General features: G+C 67.2%; 14 protein-coding genes. 5 read left to right on the top strand and 9 right to left on the bottom strand.

Annotation, left to right across the window (positions count from 1 at the left end; all coding sequences use genetic code 11):
- Window positions 1–46 precede the first annotated feature (46 nt).
- Window positions 47–955 (top strand): UDP-2,3-diacylglucosamine diphosphatase, encoded by a 909-nt coding sequence (locus GR702_RS07665; protein ID WP_160985377.1) that lies wholly within the window; start codon window positions 47–49, stop codon window positions 953–955.
- Window positions 952–2022, top strand: a complete 1071-nt coding sequence (locus GR702_RS07660) for a glycosyltransferase (protein WP_160985376.1) — start codon at window positions 952–954, stop codon at window positions 2020–2022. Before GR702_RS07665 ends, GR702_RS07660 begins: the two co-directional genes overlap by 4 nt.
- 4 nt (window positions 2023–2026) lie before the next feature.
- On the opposite strand, the gene GR702_RS07655 is transcribed toward GR702_RS07660, so the two are convergent.
- The 9 genes from GR702_RS07655 to GR702_RS07615 all read right to left on the bottom strand — a co-directional run bounded on the left by GR702_RS07655 (window position 2027) and on the right by GR702_RS07615 (window position 11441).
- The gene (locus GR702_RS07655; RefSeq protein WP_237449603.1) at window positions 2027–2839 is read right to left on the bottom strand and encodes an IclR family transcriptional regulator; all 813 of its coding nucleotides are present in this window, start codon (window positions 2837–2839) and stop codon (window positions 2027–2029) included.
- A 196-nt stretch (window positions 2840–3035) separates the two neighbouring features.
- Window positions 3036–3722: a phosphate regulon transcriptional regulator PhoB gene (gene phoB, locus GR702_RS07650; RefSeq protein WP_160985375.1), complete on the bottom strand. Its 687-nt coding sequence runs from the start codon at window positions 3720–3722 to the stop codon at window positions 3036–3038.
- Window positions 3719–4417 carry a phosphate signaling complex protein PhoU gene (gene phoU, locus GR702_RS07645; RefSeq protein WP_160985374.1) on the bottom strand — a complete coding sequence of 233 codons (699 nt, stop codon included), beginning with the start codon at window positions 4415–4417 and terminating at the stop codon, window positions 3719–3721. The genes phoB and phoU overlap by 4 nt, the downstream gene beginning before the upstream one ends.
- 82 nt (window positions 4418–4499) lie before the next feature.
- Entirely contained in the window at window positions 4500–5261 is a 762-nt protein-coding gene (pstB, locus tag GR702_RS07640; protein WP_237449602.1) for a phosphate ABC transporter ATP-binding protein PstB, read from the bottom strand.
- Between the two features lie 4 nt (window positions 5262–5265).
- A complete protein-coding gene (pstA, locus tag GR702_RS07635; RefSeq protein WP_160985372.1) occupies window positions 5266–6153 on the bottom strand; it encodes a phosphate ABC transporter permease PstA in 888 nt (295 codons plus the stop codon).
- A complete protein-coding gene (pstC, locus tag GR702_RS07630) occupies window positions 6146–7519 on the bottom strand; it encodes a phosphate ABC transporter permease subunit PstC (RefSeq protein WP_160985371.1) in 1374 nt (457 codons plus the stop codon). Before pstC ends, pstA begins: the two co-directional genes overlap by 8 nt.
- 126 nt (window positions 7520–7645) lie before the next feature.
- Window positions 7646–8695, bottom strand: coding sequence for a substrate-binding domain-containing protein (locus GR702_RS07625; RefSeq protein WP_160985370.1), 1050 nt, complete (start codon window positions 8693–8695; stop codon window positions 7646–7648).
- Window positions 8696–8806: 111 nt separating this feature from the next.
- Window positions 8807–10345: a porin gene (locus tag GR702_RS07620; protein ID WP_160985369.1), complete on the bottom strand. Its 1539-nt coding sequence runs from the start codon at window positions 10343–10345 to the stop codon at window positions 8807–8809.
- Between the two features lie 106 nt (window positions 10346–10451).
- Window positions 10452–11441, bottom strand: coding sequence for a sensor histidine kinase (locus GR702_RS07615; protein WP_160985368.1), 990 nt, complete (start codon window positions 11439–11441; stop codon window positions 10452–10454).
- Window positions 11442–11786: 345 nt separating this feature from the next.
- On the opposite strand from GR702_RS07615, the gene zwf reads away from it, so the two are divergent.
- The 3 genes from zwf (at window position 11787) to glk (ending at window position 16214) form a co-directional block, all read left to right on the top strand.
- Entirely contained in the window at window positions 11787–13229 is a 1443-nt protein-coding gene (gene zwf / locus GR702_RS07610) for a glucose-6-phosphate dehydrogenase (protein ID WP_160985367.1), read from the top strand.
- 125 nt (window positions 13230–13354) lie between these two features.
- Window positions 13355–15169, top strand: coding sequence for a phosphogluconate dehydratase (edd, locus tag GR702_RS07605; RefSeq protein ID WP_160985366.1), 1815 nt, complete (start codon window positions 13355–13357; stop codon window positions 15167–15169).
- 67 nt (window positions 15170–15236) lie between these two features.
- Window positions 15237–16214, top strand: coding sequence for a glucokinase (glk, locus tag GR702_RS07600; RefSeq protein ID WP_160985365.1), 978 nt, complete (start codon window positions 15237–15239; stop codon window positions 16212–16214).
- Window positions 16215–16257: the final 43 nt, after the last annotated feature.

Below are 16257 nucleotides of genomic sequence, written 5' to 3'. Positions count from 1 at the left end.
CCATCGTGGCAAAGCGGCCCCAGCAAGCAGCCGGGGATTGCCGACTATGCGCGAACATGTGGACACCCTCCTCAAACGTGAAGCCGAACGCATGGGAGGCATCCCTGCGTGGCTGGATATCCCCGATCCCAAGGGATTTCGGCCCAAGCGCAAGTACCGCACTATCTGGATCTCGGACATCCACCTCGGCACGCGCGGCTGCAATGCCGCCATGCTCGTGGATTTCCTGCGCTCGGTCGAATGTGAGACGCTCTACCTCGTCGGCGACATTGTCGACGGATGGCGGCTGCGCAAGGGCTGGTACTGGCCCGACGCGCACAACGAGGTCGTCCGACGCATCCTCAAGATGGCGCATCGCGGCACCCGTGTGATCTTCATCGCCGGAAATCACGACGAGATGCTGCGCGACTATGCGGGCCTCAGCTTCGGCGGCGTCGAGCTGGCGCTGGAAGCGGTGCACGTCACGGTCGATGGACGCCGCCTGCTGGTCACCCACGGGGATGCCTTCGACGGCGTCGTGCTCTACGCCAAGTGGCTCGCGTTCCTTGGCGACAAGGCCTACGGCATGCTGCTGCGCGCAAACATCGCCTTCAATGCGGTGCGCCGCCGCCTGAAGATGCCGTACTGGTCGCTTTCGGCCTACATGAAGAAGAAGGTCAAGAACGCCGTCCAGTTCATCGGCAGCTACGAGGAAGCGGTTGCCAGCGAGGCGATCAGCCGCGGCTTCGATGGCGTGGTCTGCGGCCATATCCACTGCGCGGAGATCCGCCAGTTCAGCGGCATCACTTACTACAACGATGGCGACTGGGTGGAGAGCTGCACCGCACTGGCCGAGGACCTGACCGGGCACATGGCCATCATCGACTGGATCGCGGAAACCGGCGGCCACGCGGTGAAGGCCGCCGACGAGGAGCCCGCATCGATCGGCGCGGGCGCGTTGGAGGCCCTGGCGTGAAGCTTGCCCTGGCAACCGACGCCTGGTTGCCGCAGGTCAACGGCGTGGTCCGCTCGCTGACCTCGACGGTCGAGGAACTGGGCCGTCGCGGGCACGAGGTGGAGACGATCACTCCCGACCGCTTCCTTACCGTCCCCATGCCGGGCTATGCCTCCATCCGCCTAGCCATGGCCCCGCGCTTCGGCCTTCGCCGCATGCTCGACGAGGCGGCGCCCGACATCGTGCACATCGCCACCGAAGGTCCGATCGGGTGGGCCGCCCGGGGCTGGTGCCTGTCGCGCGCAGTGCCTTTCACCTCCGCGTTCCACACCCGCTTCCCTGAGTATGCGGCCGTGCGCACAGGCCTTTCGGCCGAATACTTCTGGCCGATACTCCAGCGTTTCCACGCGCAGAGCTGCGCGGTGATGGTGTCCACCCGCAGTCTCGCCACCGAGCTTGAAGAGCGCGGCATCGGGCCCACGCGGGCCTGGAGCCGGGGCATCGACCATGCGCTGTTCCGGCCGGACGGTCCCCGCCACCCGCAGATGGCATCCCTTCCCGGCCCGGTCCTCCTGAACGTGGGCCGTGTCGCGCCCGAAAAGAACCTCGACGCCTTCCTCGGCCTCGACGTGCCGGGCAGCAAGGTCGTGGTCGGCGATGGTCCCGCGCTCGAAACGCTGCGCCGCCGCTATCCCGATGTCCTGTTCCTCGGCGCGCTTGCCGGAGAAGCCCTTGCGAGCGCCTACCGCGCGGCGGACTGCTTCGTCTTCCCCAGCCTCACCGACACTTTCGGCCTTGTCGTCATCGAGGCGCTGGCCTGCGGCACGCCCGTCGCGGCCTATCCGGTAACGGGCCCGGTCGACATCCTCGGCATCGATGGACGCGGGGTCGATCACCGCGTCGGGTGGCCGGCTGGTGCCGTGGACGCATCGCTTGGCCGTGCAGTCGAAGCCGCACTGCTGGCAGAGCGCACCGATGCCGCCGCGCTCGGCAGCCTCTATTCGTGGGAGCGCGCCACCGACCAGTTCCTCGCCGCGATCGCCAGCGCGCTGAGCGGCACGGCCAGTTCCTTGCGCACTGCGGCCTGAAGCCTCAGCGGAAACCCAGGCATCGCGAGATCACCTCGGCTTCCTCCAGAACGAGGCTCGCCAACTCCCCCAACCGGTCCTGCGCACGGGCGCTGGGCGCCGCAATAACGAGCGCGCCAACGACCCGCCCCGGTGCGTCGCGCACGATCGCCGCCGTCCCGGTTACCCCCTCCGCCGCCTGATCCACGGTCTGCGCATAGCCTTCCAGCCGCGCCTGCTCGATCGCGGCGACCAGAGCAGCGGTATCGACCTCGGTCGTGGCGACCAGCGGCTGCGGTGCGATCCGCCGGAGGTAAGCCTTCACCTCGGCGGGCGGATGAGCGGAAAGAAGCGCCCGTCCGCCGGCTGTCGCGTAGAAGGGCCGCCGGTCACCGATCGAGACCGAATACCGCACGACGTTGCGGCTCTCGACAAGGTCGACATATGTCACCCAGTCGCCCTCGGGATCGCCGATCGCCAGCAGCACCGTCTCGCCGCTGCGTTCGGCCAGGCGCCGCATCCCTTCGCGCACGAGGTCTGAACTGTGCAGGCGACGCCGCGCCTCGCTCAACGCACTGCCAAGGCCGAAAGCGCCCGGCCCCAGACGCCATGCGCCCTCGGCGGCGGTCACGATATGCTCATCGGCCAACCCACGCAAAAGCGCGGCCAAGCTGCTCTTTGGCGTCGCAAGACGGCGACTAAGGTCGGCCAGCGAAACGGGGTCGCTGCTGGCGCACAAGGCTTCGAGAAGACGGATCACGCGTGTGACCGACTGGGGCGACCCACCACGCCGCTCGGCCTCGGCACCGCTGCCGTCCTTCCGCACCTTCGCGCTCAAACGTCCCTCACTGCTCGATCCCTCGCAGAATGCCGGAAACACCTTTCCGGCCAAGCCCTCCGCATATGCGAGGACGCGCTCCGCCGGAAGCCCAGGCCGCATCACCGGAGTGAATTGCTGCACCGGAGCCTGCGAACGAAGGGCGGGGGGGCGCGCAACCGTCACCCCGACGGGTGTTGAAGCGTGCCCCTGGCGGTTACGCGACATCCATCGCATAGCCCGCCGCGCGGACCGTGCGGATGGGATCGGTGTCACCATCGCGGTTGATCGCCTTGCGCAGGCGCCGGATGTGCACGTCGACCGTGCGCTCGTCGATGTCGGAGTCCATGCCCCAGACGCCGTCCAGGATCTGCTGGCGCGAGACGACCCGGTTAGGCCGCTCCATGAAGTAGCGCAGGAGGCGGAACTCGGTGGGCCCGAGGTGCAGCGCCTCGCCCGAACGGCGCACCCGGTGGCTGGTCGCGTCGAGCTCGATATCGCCCCACTGCAGCACGTTGCCGGCGAGCGAAGGGCGCGAGCGGCGAAGCAGCGCCTCGATGCGGGCCATCAGCTCGCGCGGGGAGAAAGGCTTGGTCACATAGTCGTCGGCGCCGGTCTTGAGGCCGCGGATCATGTCCTCCTCCTCGCCGCGCGCCGTCACCATGATGATCGGGATCGAGGCGGTTTCCTTGTCCTTGCGCAGCTGGCGGCAGACTTCGATCCCGGGCACCTGCTCGATCATCCAGTCGAGCACGATGGCATCGGGCATCTGTTCGCGCACCATGACCAGCGCTTCCTCGCCATCGGCGGTGGAGCGCACGTCATAGCCTTCGGCGGAAAGGTTCCAGGTGAGCAGCTCGCACAGCGCCGCGTCGTCTTCGACGACCAGGACCGAGGCCATCATGCGATCGGCCCCGAGATGTCGTCCGTGTGGGAATCGCGCTCGGTACAATACTCGCCCGTCGCGGCGTAGTAGACCATTTCGGCGACGTTTGTCGCATGGTCGCCGATGCGCTCGAGGTTGCGGGCGATGAAAAGCAGCTGGGCGGCGCTGGTGATCGTCGCCGGATTTTCCATCATGTGGGTCAGCAGCGAGCGGAACAGCGTGTTGTAGAACTGGTCCAGCTTCTCGTCGCGGCGGATGACTTCCACTGCCAGCGTCGCATCGCGCGAGCCGTAGGCGTTGAGGACGTCGCGCACCATGCTCTCGGCGATCTCGGCCATGGTGGGCACGAGCGTCACCGGATCGATCTTGGTGCGGCCTTCCAGCGCGTTTACCCGCTTGGCGATGTTCTTGGCATAGTCGCCGATGCGCTCGATCACGCCCGAGATCTTGAGCGCGGCGATCACATCGCGAAGATCGTCCGCCATCGGCGCGCGCAAGGCGATGGTGCGCACGGCGAGCCGGTCCACCTCTGCCTCCAGCGCGTCGAGGCGGGCATCGGCCGCGACGACCTGCGCGGCCAGTTCCTCGTCGTGGTGGACGAGCGCGGTGATGGCATCGCGGATGGCGACTTCGGCCAGCCCGCCCATCTCGGCGACAAGGCCGCGAAGCTGTCCGATCTCGCTGTCGAAGGCCTTGACGGTATGATCGACCATGGCGTTTTCCCTGTCAGAGCATTTTCAAGGCAGGCGCATCGCCTGGCGGCTCGGAAAATGCGAAATAAAGCGACGTCCCGGCTCAGCCGTAGCGGCCGGTGATGTAGTCCTTGGTGCGCGTCTCGCGCGGATTGGTGAAGATCTGGTCGGTCTCGCCATATTCCACCAGGCTGCCGAGGTGGAAGAACGCCGTGCGCTGCGAAACGCGGGCCGCCTGCTGCATCGAGTGCGTGACGATGACGATCGCGAAGCTTTCCTTCAGCTCGTCGATAAGCTCCTCGATGCGCGCGGTGGCGATCGGGTCCAGCGCCGAGCACGGCTCGTCCATGAGGATGACCTCGGGGCTGACGGCGATGGCGCGCGCGATGCACAGGCGCTGCTGCTGGCCGCCCGAAAGCGCGGTGCCGGCATCGGTGAGACGATCCTTGACCTCTTCCCAGAGGCCCGCCTTGGTCAGCGCGCTCTCGACGATCCGGTCCATGTCCGCCTTGGAAGCGGCGAGCCCGTGGATGCGGGGCCCATAGGCGATGTTCTCGTAGATCGACTTGGGGAACGGGTTCGGCTTCTGGAACACCATGCCGACCCGCGCGCGCAGGGCAACCGCATCCATGGAAGCGGCGTAGATGTCCTCCCCGTCGAGCAGGATCTGCCCGTCGACGCGGGCCCCCGCGATCGTGTCGTTCATCCGGTTGAGCGTGCGCAGGAACGTCGACTTTCCGCAGCCCGAAGGGCCGATGAAAGCGGTGACGAGTCCGTTGTCGATATCGATCGAGACGTCGTTGATCGCCTTCTTCTGTCCGTAGAAGACGTCGACGTTGCGGGCTGTGAGCTTGGTTTCTGTCATGTCCCTACCAGCGGACTTCGAATTTGTTGCGAAGGTAGATCGCAATACCATTCATGGCGAGCAGGAAGACCAGCAGCACGATGATGGCGGCGGAAGTGTTCTGAACGAAAGCCTTGTCGATCTCGTCGGACCACAGGAAGATCTGCATCGGCAGCACGCTCGACGGTGCGGTCAGGCTGTCGGGCGGGGTGGCGATGAAGGCGCGCATGCCGATCATCAGGAGCGGCGCGGTTTCACCCAGCGCACGGGCCATGCCGATGATGGTGCCGGTGAGGATGCCCGGCAGCGCGAGCGGCAGGACGTGGTGGAACGTGGTCTGCACCTTGCTTGCCCCGATGCCGTAGGCCGCCTCGCGGATCGAGGGCGGCACAGCCTTGATGGCGTTGCGGCCCGAGATCACGATCACCGGCATCGTCATCAGCGCCAGCGTGAGGCCGCCCACCAGCGGGGAGGAGCGCGGCATGTTCAGCGTGTTGATGAAGACCGCGAGGCCCAGCAGACCGAAGATGATCGAAGGCACGGCAGCGAGGTTGTTGATCGATACTTCCACCCACTCGATCCAGCGCTTCCGCGGCGCGAACTCCTCGAGGTAGATGGCGGCCAGCACGCCCATCGGAAAGCTGATGAGGAGCGTTACGAGCATAGTCAGCAGCGAGCCCTTGGCCGCGCCCCACACGCCCGCCACGCTGGCGTCCGTCGAATCAGAGCCGGACAGGAAGGTCCAGTCGAGCCCGCCCAGCCCGTTGCGCAGCATGATGAACAGCAGCAGGGCCAGGAAAGCGAGGCTCAGCACGATAGCGCCAAGGCCGATCGCCTTGAACCGCCGCTCGGCCGCGTGCCGCTTCGCGAGGCGCTTCACCGCCTCGGGCGAATTCCAGTCGGACTTACTCATAGGCTTCGCGGAACCGCTTCACGACGCGCAGGGCGACGATGTTGAGGATGAGAGTGACGACGAAGAGCACCAGTCCCAACGCGAAGGCCGACAGCGTCTTGGGGCTGTTGAACTCCTGGTCGCCGGTCAGCATCTGGACGATCTGGTAGGTGACCGTGGTCATCGTGTCGAACGGATTGGCCGAGAGGCGCGCGGCAGCGCCTGCGGCCATGACGACGATCATCGTCTCGCCGATGGCGCGGCTGATCGCCAGCATCACGCCCGCGACGATGCCGGGCAGCGCGGCCGGAAGCAGCACCTTCTTGATCGTTTCCGAACGGGTCGATCCGAGCGCGAGCGATCCGTCGCTCATCGCGCGCGGCACCGCGGCAAGCGCATCGTCCGCCATGGAGGAGACGAACGGGATGATCATCACGCCCATGACAAGGCCCGCGGCCAGCGCGCTTTCGGTCGAGGGGTTTTCCATGCCGATGCCGGCGGCGAAATCGCGGATCAGCGGCGCCACCGTCAGCGCGGCGAAGTAGCCGTAAACGACGGTCGGGATGCCCGCGAGGATCTCGAGCATGGGCTTCAGCCACTTGCGGGCGGCGGGCGCGGCGTACTGCGTCAGGTAGATCGCGCTCATAAGGCCGAGCGGGATCGCGACGATCATGGCGATGATCGCGCCGATGTAGATCGTGCCCCAGAACAGCGGCACCGCGCCGAAGTTGTCCGAGATGTCGGTGCCGGACGTGCTCGCCGGCGACCAGTGGGTGCCGGTGAGGAACGCGATGGGAGAGACGTCCTTGAAGAACAGCCCGGCCTCGAACAGGAGCGAGGCGACGATGCCGAATGTCGTGAGGATCGCCATCAGCGAGGCGATCAGCAGCACGGCCAGGACCGCGCGCTCCACTTGCGTGCGGGCGCGGAAATCGGGGCGGATGCGGGTGAAGCCGTAGCCGCCGCCGGCGATGGCGACGACGAGGACCAGCGCGGCGCCGATCAGGCCGAAGCGCGTCTGCGCAGCGCGGATCGGCTCCACCATCGCCTGCGCCTCGGGGTTGAAGGCGGCGGCCGAGGGATCGGCGGCGAGGTTGTAGGCCTCGGACATGACCGCGCCCAGCGTCATCGGGTCGGTCGGAAGAGTGGCCGCGGCGGGATCGGCGAAGACCGCCCCGTTCACCAGCCCGGGCATGATCGCCTGCCACACGCCCCAAGCGAGAAGCGCGGGCACGAGGATCCACAGCGCCATGTGCCAGCCGTGGTACGTGGGCATCGAATGCATCGACCCACGGCCCTTGTACAGCAGCCGGGCCCGGGCGCGGGCCGCGAACCAGCCGACGAGGCCCAGGCCCAGTACGGCCAGGAGAACTCCGGTGAGTATCATGACTGGCCCATCGGCCCTTTCCTTGCGTTTGATGCAGCGCCGCCGGGCCCCTGGCGCTCGTCGCCCCCGCCATTGCGGGAACGCCCTATACCAGCCGGGCCACTGCGGCGAAGCACCGAAATGAGCTTACTTCAGGCCGGCCGGATCGAGAGGGGTCATCTTGGCGACGATGTCCGCGTTCTTCGCGCGCACGTCCTCTGGCGCGATGACCATGCCCTTCTTCTGCAGCAGGCCGTCGGCGCCCCACGACTTCGCCCACTCCGCGACATAGCCCTGCAGGCTCTTGATCGGAGCGAGGTGCTGCTTCTTGACGTAGATGTAGAGCGGACGCGCGCCGGGATAGGTGTAGTCCGAAATGGTCTGGTACGTGGGCTGGATGCCCGACATGGTGATGCCCTTCAGGCTGTCGGGGTTCTCTTCCAGGAACGAGAAGCCGAAGATGCCGATCGCCTTGGGGTTCTGCGAGATCTTCTGGACGATCAGGTTGTCGTTCTCGCCCGCATCGACATAGGGACCATCCTCGCGGATGTTGTGGCAGGTGGCCTCGTACTTGTCCTTGTCGCTGTCCTTGAGCGCGGCGGTCGCGGCGTCGGTCTTGCAGCCGGCCTCCAGGATCAGTTCCTTGAGCGCGTCGCGCGTACCCGAGGTGGAAGGCGGCCCGTAGACCAGGATCGGCTCTGCCGGGAGGGAAGGATTGACGTCCTTCCAGGTCTTGGCGGTGTTGGGCTTGCCGAAGGGATTGGCCGCCAGCGCCTTGTAGACGTCGAGCGGCGTCAGGCCGAAGCCCGGCCCGTTCCTGGCTTCGGCGAAGGCGATGCCGTCGATGCCGACCTGGATCTCGACGATCTCCTTCACGCCGTTCTTCTGGCATTCGTCGTACTCGGACTTCTTCATCCGGCGCGAAGCGTTCTCGATGTCGGGGTGCTGCGCGCCGACACCGGCGCAAAACAGCTTCATGCCCGCGCCGGTTCCGGTCGCCTCGATCACCGGCGACTTCGCGCCGCTCGCCTTGGCATAGGCCTCGGAAACCGCCGTGGCGAATGGATAGACGGTGGAAGAGCCCACACCGCGAACGAAGTCGCGCGCACCGGAACCGGAGCCGCCGCCGGGCCCTCCGCAGGCACCAAGCGCGAGGACGGATGCAGCGGCGAAGATGATGGTCTTGGTCGAACGCATGAAAAACCCCTTTGGGCGTTATCTAGGGTTGCCCCTATTGGCCTTCGGTGACACTTTTGCGTCAGATACGTGACGGACGCGCCCGTGTCGCCGGAAAGCTTGCGGAAATCCTCAGTAATTCCACTGGAGCTGTGCGCGCAGCACATCGCCTTCGGCAATACCGGCGCGGCGCTCGTCGGCCTCGGCGCGCTTCATGCGGGCATAGGCGAACGTGAACTCGAGAGGCTTGACCGGCGTCCACTCGACGCCGAGTTCGATGTCGTTCGTGTCGAGGCGAGGCACGTTGAGCGCACCTTTCCAGCCCCCCTTGTAGCGTTCCCAGCGGACATAGGGAATGACGCGGCCGGCGCCGAAGTCCGGCACGCGGTACATGGCCATCACGTAGCCGCCGGTGGCATCGTCGATCTCGATCGCCTCGATGGCGGTGTCGTAGACGGGAGCCCGTCCGAACGTCCATTCGGTCTGGATACCGAAGGGCTGGGGATAGAGAATCGCGTGGACGACGGCGCGCTTTTCCTTGAAGTTCCCGTCGCTGACGCCGCCGCTGCGGATCTCGGGACGGACCTTGTTGTAGAGCAGGGAGCCGCCGATCTCGAGCACCTGCCCGTCAAGGCCGATCCCGTCGAGCCGCATCGGCCAGGTGCCCATGACAACGGCCATCAGGCTGTCGTTGCGCTCCTGCCGGTTGACGCCCTGCCCGTTGAAGACACCGAACGCGAAGGCGCCATAGTTGCCGAAGAGCTTCTGGTCCTTCTCTTCCAGCTCGTCCCAGATCTCCTGGACCCGGGCAGGCGTGTAGTAGGCGATGATGCCGAGATCGCGCTCGCTGGGCACGGCGCTGTTGATCGCGTCCGTACGGTCCAGCGGCACGCGGTTCGACGAGGACTGCAGGTTCTCCCACCCGAACGGCACCTTGGACTGCCCGAAGCGCAGCTTGAACCGCTCCGCCTTGTCGAGCGCGACATCGACGTAGGCGTCGCGCAGCTGGACGAAGTTGTCGCGCCGCTCACCGGCGGACTGGCTGTTTACCGCGCTGGCGAAGTCCGGCTGCAGGTAGAACGACACGCCGTGGCCGAGGTCGCCCTGCAGGACGATGCGCGCGCGGCGAATGAAGAAGTTGGTGTCCGAGCCGATGCTGCCATCCTGCACCGAGCGCAGGCGGGACTGCCCGTCCGGCGCGGTCTTGTCGCCCGAGACGATTTCGTTGACGCGCAGCTGCGTGTAGCCGCGGATCTTGATCGCGCTGGCCGCCTTGGCGACTTTCGCGCCGACCGATGCGCCGCTTGCGCCAGCGGAAGGCGGAGGCGCCGCTGCCACCGTGGGCCCTGCAGCAGGCCTCTGGCCAGACCCCGAGCCCGGCGCCGCCTGGGATGACTGCGAGGGCTGCGTGGCGGCCAGTTGCGGGCTTGCCGGCTGCCCGCCAGCCTGTCCTTCTTGCGCCTGTCCTTCTTGCGCCCCTCCTTCTTGCGCCTGGGCGAGCTGCGCCTCGAGCGAGGAGATGCGCTTGGCCATGGCTTCCATCTGCGCGCGCATCGCGGCCAGATCGTCCTGCGTCACCGAGGCTCTCGCCGCCTCGGACTGCGCCACCGCCGGAGCGGTCCAGCAAAGCGCGGCGGCGAGCGCCAGAGCCGAGGAGTGGTGTCTACGCATCGATGCCGATTCCTACACGTGCGCGAGGGAGGATTCGCGTCGTTTCGGTGACGCCGATATGACTGCCAGATTACATTTCGATGACACTCATCCCGGATCGGCCTGCTCAGCTCTCCTCGCGCAGGGGCAGCATCAGCGAAGCCGTCGTGCCGACACCCTGGCGGCTGTCGATGTCGAAGCGGCCGCGGTGCCGTTCGACGATGTGCTTGACGATCGACAGCCCGAGGCCAGTGCCGCCCGCCGCCCGGCTGCGACTGGTGTCGGCGCGGTAGAAGCGCTCGGTTACGCGCGGGAGGTGTTCGGGCGGGATGCCGTCCCCCTCGTCCCGCACGGTGACGAGGACCCATCCGGTGCGCGCCGCTTCGACCGAGACCTCCACCGGGCCGTCGGCCTTCGCGTACTTGCGGGAGTTGTCGATGAGGTTGCGCAGGACCTGCGAGAGCTGTCCGCGATCACCGGCCACGACCGCCTCGCCGCAGTTCGCGCGGACGGACACCGGGGTCCCGCCCCGGAACTCGCCGGCGACCTCGTGGGCGAGAGCAACCATGTCGATACTCTCGGACGGAGCCTCGTGCTTCACGGCTTCGATGCGCGAGAGCGACATGAGGTCAGAGATGAGCGCCTGCATGCGCTGCGCCTCGTGGCGGATCGTGCCCAGGAAACGCGTCCGCAGCGCCTCGTCGCCTCCGGCCTTGGGGTTCATCAGCGTCTCGCAATACCCGATGACATTGGCGAGGGGCGTTCGAAGTTCGTGGCTGGCATTGGCGACGAAGTCCGCGTGCGACTTTGCGACGCTCACCCGCTCGGACAGGTCGTAGAGGCTGACGATCCGCTCGTTCGGCCCGGCGACCTTGCAGTCTACTTCCCACATCGACCCCCCGGTCGACAGGCCCTTCACCCGCGCGGAGCCGCCATTCTCGCTCAGGATCGCGGCGACGGCGCGCGGATCGCGGATGGCGATGCGCACGTCCTGCCCGACGACGTGCGCGCCCAGCAGCGCCTTCGCCGCCGAGTTGGCGAACCGGACCTGCCCGCGCGACACCATCATGGCCGGGGTCTGGAGATGTTCGAGGAGGTGGACGCCCTCGATGCTCATGCCTGGTCTTCTCCCATCGCCGCGGCTCCATGCAGCGGATCGACGCCGCGATCCAGCGCGCGTGACATGCTTTGACTACAGTCTTGTTGCAACATTCGTATTCAGAGGCCGTGAAAATGACATTTCCATGGCCGCGGACAGGTCGCCGGCTTTGGAAAACATGCCCGCGGCCCGATTGCCGCCTAGCGCCCCCGGAAAGCCCTTGCTATGCTGCACCTGCGTGGCGATGCGTCGATGAACGGGCGCAGGCCGCGTGGCCCCGGGTGGATCATCCGTCCGGAGCCGCCAGAACATGGTACATCACGTCGGCGAGGAGGAGCGCCGCCGTCCGGTGGAAAGGTATCCGTGACTCAATTCACTTCCGATCGCCTGCTCCTCTTCGGCGCCACAGGCGATCTCTCTCGCAGAATGCTGATCCCCTCGCTTTGCGCGCTCGACGCGGAAGGCCTGCTCGATCCGCGCATCCAGATCATCGGCACCGCCCGTTCGGACATGGACGACCAGGGCTTTCGCAATTTCGCGCGCGAGGCGTTGGAGCAGTTCCTGCCCGCCCCTCGGCGCGGCAGCATGGCCCAGTTCCTCAACCGGCTGAGCTACCAGCCGCTCGACGCCAACGACATCGACAGCTTCCAGGCGCTCGCGGCCAAGGTCGGCACGCCGCAGGAAGGCCTCTCGATCTTCCTCTCGACCGCGCCCAGCCTGTTCGAGGCGACTATCCACGGCCTCGAGAAAAGCGGCCTTGCGGGCCCCAACGTGCGCATCGGCCTGGAAAAGCCGCTCGGCATCGACCTCGCCTCGAGCAAGGTCATCAACGACGCCGTGGCCCACGCCTTCCCGGAAGACCGGATCTACCGGATCGACCATTACCTCGGCAAGGAAACGGTCCAGAACCTGCTGGCGCTGCGCTTCGCCAACCTCATGTTCGAGCCGCTGTGGAACGCGGCGCATATCGATCATGTGCAGATCACCGTGGCCGAGACGGTCGGCCTCGAATCGCGCGTCGCCTACTACGACGATTCGGGCGCGCTGCGGGACATGGTGCAGAACCACATGCTCCAGCTGCTTGCGCTCGTGGCAATGGAGCCGCCGGTCTCCTACGATGCCACCAACGTGCGCGACGAGAAGGTCAAGGTCCTGCGCTCGCTGCGCAAGGTCTCCCCCGCGCAGACCGTCACCGGCCAGTACCGCGCCGGCGCGATCGGCGGCCAGGCCGTGCCGGGCTACGACGAGGAGCTTGGCAAGGACTCCGACACCGAGACCTTCGTCGCCATCAAAGCCCACATCGACAACTGGCGCTGGCAGGGCGTGCCCTTCTACCTGCGCACCGGCAAGCGCCTGCCCAAGCGGACGACCGAGATCGTCGTCCAGTTCCGTAATGTCCCGCATTCGATCTTCCAGGGCCGGGGCGCGAAGACGGTGCCGAACCGGCTCGTCATCGGCATCCAGCCGGAAGAGAACATCACGCTTTCGCTGATGGCCAAGGTGCCCGGGCTCGACCGCAACGGCGTGGGCCTGCGCTCGGTGCCTCTGGCGATCACCATGCCGGACGCCTTTGCCGGTCCGCAGCGGCGCATCGCCTACGAGCGCCTGCTCCTCGATCTCGTCGAGGGAGACCAGACGCTGTTCGTCCGGCGCGACGAAGTGGAAGCGCAGTGGGACTGGATCGATGCGATCCGTGCTGGCTGGGAGGAACAGCAGCAGGAGCCGAAGACTTACACCTCCGGAAGCTGGGGGCCATCGGCCGCCATCGCGCTTGCCGAGCGCGACGGCGTCACTTGGCACGAGTGAGGCTGCCGCGGGCCTTGGCCCGGGAACGGCCGCTCCGGATTTCCGCCGCGAGCCCCGCATACTGCGGGCAATGACCGCGGCGGCGACTTGCGGGCGGCCACGAGAACAGACCAGGAGTTACAACCATGACCAACCTCAACCCCGTGGTCGAGCGCGTGACGCAGCGTGTCGTCGAGCGTTCCCGCCCCAGCCGCCAGCGCTACCTCGACATGGTCGCGCGCGAGGCGGACCGCCATTCCGACCGCAGCTTCCTGTCCTGCTCCAACCTTGCCCACGGTTTCGCGGCCTCGGGCGAGGACAAGCCCGCGATCGCCTCTGGCCGGGCCATCAACCTGGGCATCGTCACGGCCTACAACGACATGCTCAGCGCCCACCAGCCCTATGGCCGCTACCCCGAGCAGATGAAGCTCTTCGCCCGTGAAGTGGGCGCGACGGCGCAAGTCGCGGGCGGCGTGCCGGCGATGTGCGACGGTGTGACGCAGGGCTTCGACGGCATGGAGCTCTCGCTCTTCAGCCGCGACGTGATCGCGCTTTCCACCGCGGTCGCGCTCAGCCACGCGATGTTCGACGGCATGGCCATGCTCGGCATCTGCGACAAGATCGTGCCCGGGCTGTTCATGGGCGCCATGCGCTTCGGGCACCTTCCGGCCGTGTTCGTGCCGGCCGGACCCATGCCGACCGGCATCTCCAACAAGGAGAAGCAGAAGGTCCGCCAGCTCTATGCCGAGGGCAAGGTCGGCCGCGAGGAACTGCTGGCGAGCGAAAGCGCGAGCTATCACGCGCCCGGCACCTGCACCTTCTACGGCACGGCCAATTCCAACCAGATGATGATGGAGATGATGGGCCTGCACGTGCCCAACGCCGCCTTCGTCACCCCGAACACCCCGCTGCGCCAGGCCCTGACCCGCGCCGCGACCCAGCGGCTCGCGGCGATCACGCGCAAGGGCGAGGACTATCGCCCCATGGCGCAGGTCGTGAACGAGAAGGCGATCGTCAACGCCATCGCCGGCCTGCTGGCGACGGGAGGATCGACCAACCATGCCATCCACCTGCCCGCCATGGCGCGCGCGGGCGGCATCATCATCGATTGGGAGGATTTCGACGAACTCTCGTCCGTGGTCCCGCTGATCACCCGCGTCTATCCCAACGGATCAGGCGACGTGAACCACTTCCACGCGGCCGGCGGCATGGCATGGGTGGTACGCGAACTGCTCGGCGCGGGCCTTGCCCATGGCGACATCCTGACGATCGCGGAAGGCGGCATGTCGGCCTATGCCGACGAACCCGTGCTGGTGGACGATGTTCTCGCCTGGACCCCGGTCCCGGCCACCAGCGGCGACGATGCGATGCTGCGCCCCGTCTCCAAGCCCTTCCTTCCCGATGGCGGCATGCGGCTCGTCCAGGGCAATCTCGGGCGAGGCACTTTCAAGACCAGCGCCGTCGACCAGGAGCGCTGGACCATCGAGGCGCCCTGCCGCGTGTTCGATACGCAGGAAGGCGTGGCGCAGGCCTTCAAGGCGGGCGAGCTGGACCGCGACGTCGTGGTCGTAGTGCGCTTCCAGGGCCCGCGGGCCAACGGCATGCCGGAGCTTCACAAGCTGACCCCGCCGCTCGGCGTGCTGCAGGATCGCGGCTACAAGGTGGCGCTGGTCACCGATGGACGCATGTCGGGCGCTTCGGGCAAGGTCCCGGCGGCGATCCACGTCACTCCCGAGGCCCTGGGCGGAGGGCCGCTCGCCTACCTTCGCGATGGCGACGTGGTCCGCCTCTCGGCCGAGGACGGCACCCTTTCCACCACCGCCGACCTGTCGGGGCGCGAACCTGCCCCCACCCCTGCGCCCGCGCAGGGCATGGGCCGCGAGCTTTTCGCGATGTTCCGCCTGAACGCCGGCGGCGCCGAGCAGGGCGGATCCTCGATGCTGGAGGTCGCGGGCCTGTGATCGCAGCCTTCTGCGCGCAGGTCTGCCCGCCCCTGCCCGCCACCCCAACTCTGCGAAGGAGCGCCTGATGGCCACCGACATCGTCGCCGTCGACATCGGCGGCACTCACGCGCGCTTTGCCATTGCCACGATCGGCGCGGATGGCACGATCGTGCTGGGCGAACCCGCGACGCTCCACACCCGGGACCACGGCAGCTTCCAGCTGGCATGGCAGGCCTTTCGCGACATGAACGGCGGCATCCTGCCCGATGCGGTGTCCTTCGCGGTGGCGGGGCCGGTGGGCGGCGAGGTGATCAAGTTCACCAACAACCCCTGGATCCTGCGCCCTGCCCGCATTCAGGAGATGCTGGGCCCAAGCCGCCAGACCATCGTCAACGACTTCGCCGCGGTCGCCCATGCCGTGGCGCGCGCGGACGAGAGCGACTTCCTCCATCTCACCGGCCCGGAAGAGCCGCTGCCCGCCTCGGGAACGCTCAGCGTCCTGGGCCCGGGCACCGGCCTTGGCGTGGCGCATCTTTGGCGCGATCCGGCGCGCGGCTACCACGTGCAGGCGACGGAGGGCGGCCATATAGACTATGCTCCGCTCGACCTCATCGAGGATGCCATCCTCGCCCGCCTGCGCCGCCGCCACAACCGCGTCTCGGTGGAGCGCGTGGTCTCGGGCCCGGGCATCGTCGACATCTACGCGACGCTCGCGGCGATGGAGCACAAGGCCATCCACGAAATGAGCGACGTCGAGATCTGGACGGCAGCCGCGGCCGGGGAGGACAGCCTCGCCGTTGCCGCGGTCGACCGGTTCTGCCTCGCGCTCGGCGCGGCGGCGGGCGACTATGCACTGGCGCACGGCGCGAGCGGCGTCGTGATCGCCGGAGGGCTCGGCTACCGCATCCGCGAGACGATCAAGTCCTCTGGCTTTGCCGAGCGGTTCCGCGCCAAGGGCCGTTTCGCCAACCTGATGGCCGCCATGCCCGTCAAACTCATAATCCATCCGCAGCCCGGCCTGTTCGGAGCCGCGGCGGCATTCGCAAGGGAGCACCTGAATTGAGCACCATCTCTGAAGCCCCCCTCTCCGCCGGAGTGGAAAAGGT

It is taken from the genome of Novosphingobium silvae, assembly GCF_009856825.1.
GTDB lineage: Bacteria > Pseudomonadota > Alphaproteobacteria > Sphingomonadales > Sphingomonadaceae > Novosphingobium > Novosphingobium silvae.
The sequence above is the reverse complement of the archived record's forward strand: the minus strand, read 5'-3'. Positions and strand labels throughout refer to the sequence as shown.

Bases quoted from the DNA above. Each gene is read 5' to 3' on its own strand.
- GR702_RS07665 (WP_160985377.1), top strand. From the start codon at position 47: ATGCGCGAACATGTGGACACCCTCCTCAAACGTGAAGCCGAACGCATG.
- phoB (WP_160985375.1), bottom strand. From the start codon at position 3,722: ATGATGGCCTCGGTCCTGGTCGTCGAAGACGACGCGGCGCTGTGCGAG.
- phoU (WP_160985374.1), bottom strand. From the start codon at position 4,417: ATGGTCGATCATACCGTCAAGGCCTTCGACAGCGAGATCGGACAGCTT.
- pstB (WP_237449602.1), bottom strand. From the start codon at position 5,261: ATGACAGAAACCAAGCTCACAGCCCGCAACGTCGACGTCTTCTACGGA.
- pstA (WP_160985372.1), bottom strand. From the start codon at position 6,153: ATGAGTAAGTCCGACTGGAATTCGCCCGAGGCGGTGAAGCGCCTCGCG.
- pstC (WP_160985371.1), bottom strand. From the start codon at position 7,519: ATGATACTCACCGGAGTTCTCCTGGCCGTACTGGGCCTGGGCCTCGTC.
- GR702_RS07625 (WP_160985370.1), bottom strand. From the start codon at position 8,695: ATGCGTTCGACCAAGACCATCATCTTCGCCGCTGCATCCGTCCTCGCG.
- GR702_RS07620 (WP_160985369.1), bottom strand. From the start codon at position 10,345: ATGCGTAGACACCACTCCTCGGCTCTGGCGCTCGCCGCCGCGCTTTGC.
- GR702_RS07615 (WP_160985368.1), bottom strand. From the start codon at position 11,441: ATGAGCATCGAGGGCGTCCACCTCCTCGAACATCTCCAGACCCCGGCC.
- edd (WP_160985366.1), top strand. From the start codon at position 13,355: ATGACCAACCTCAACCCCGTGGTCGAGCGCGTGACGCAGCGTGTCGTC.
- glk (WP_160985365.1), top strand. From the start codon at position 15,237: ATGGCCACCGACATCGTCGCCGTCGACATCGGCGGCACTCACGCGCGC.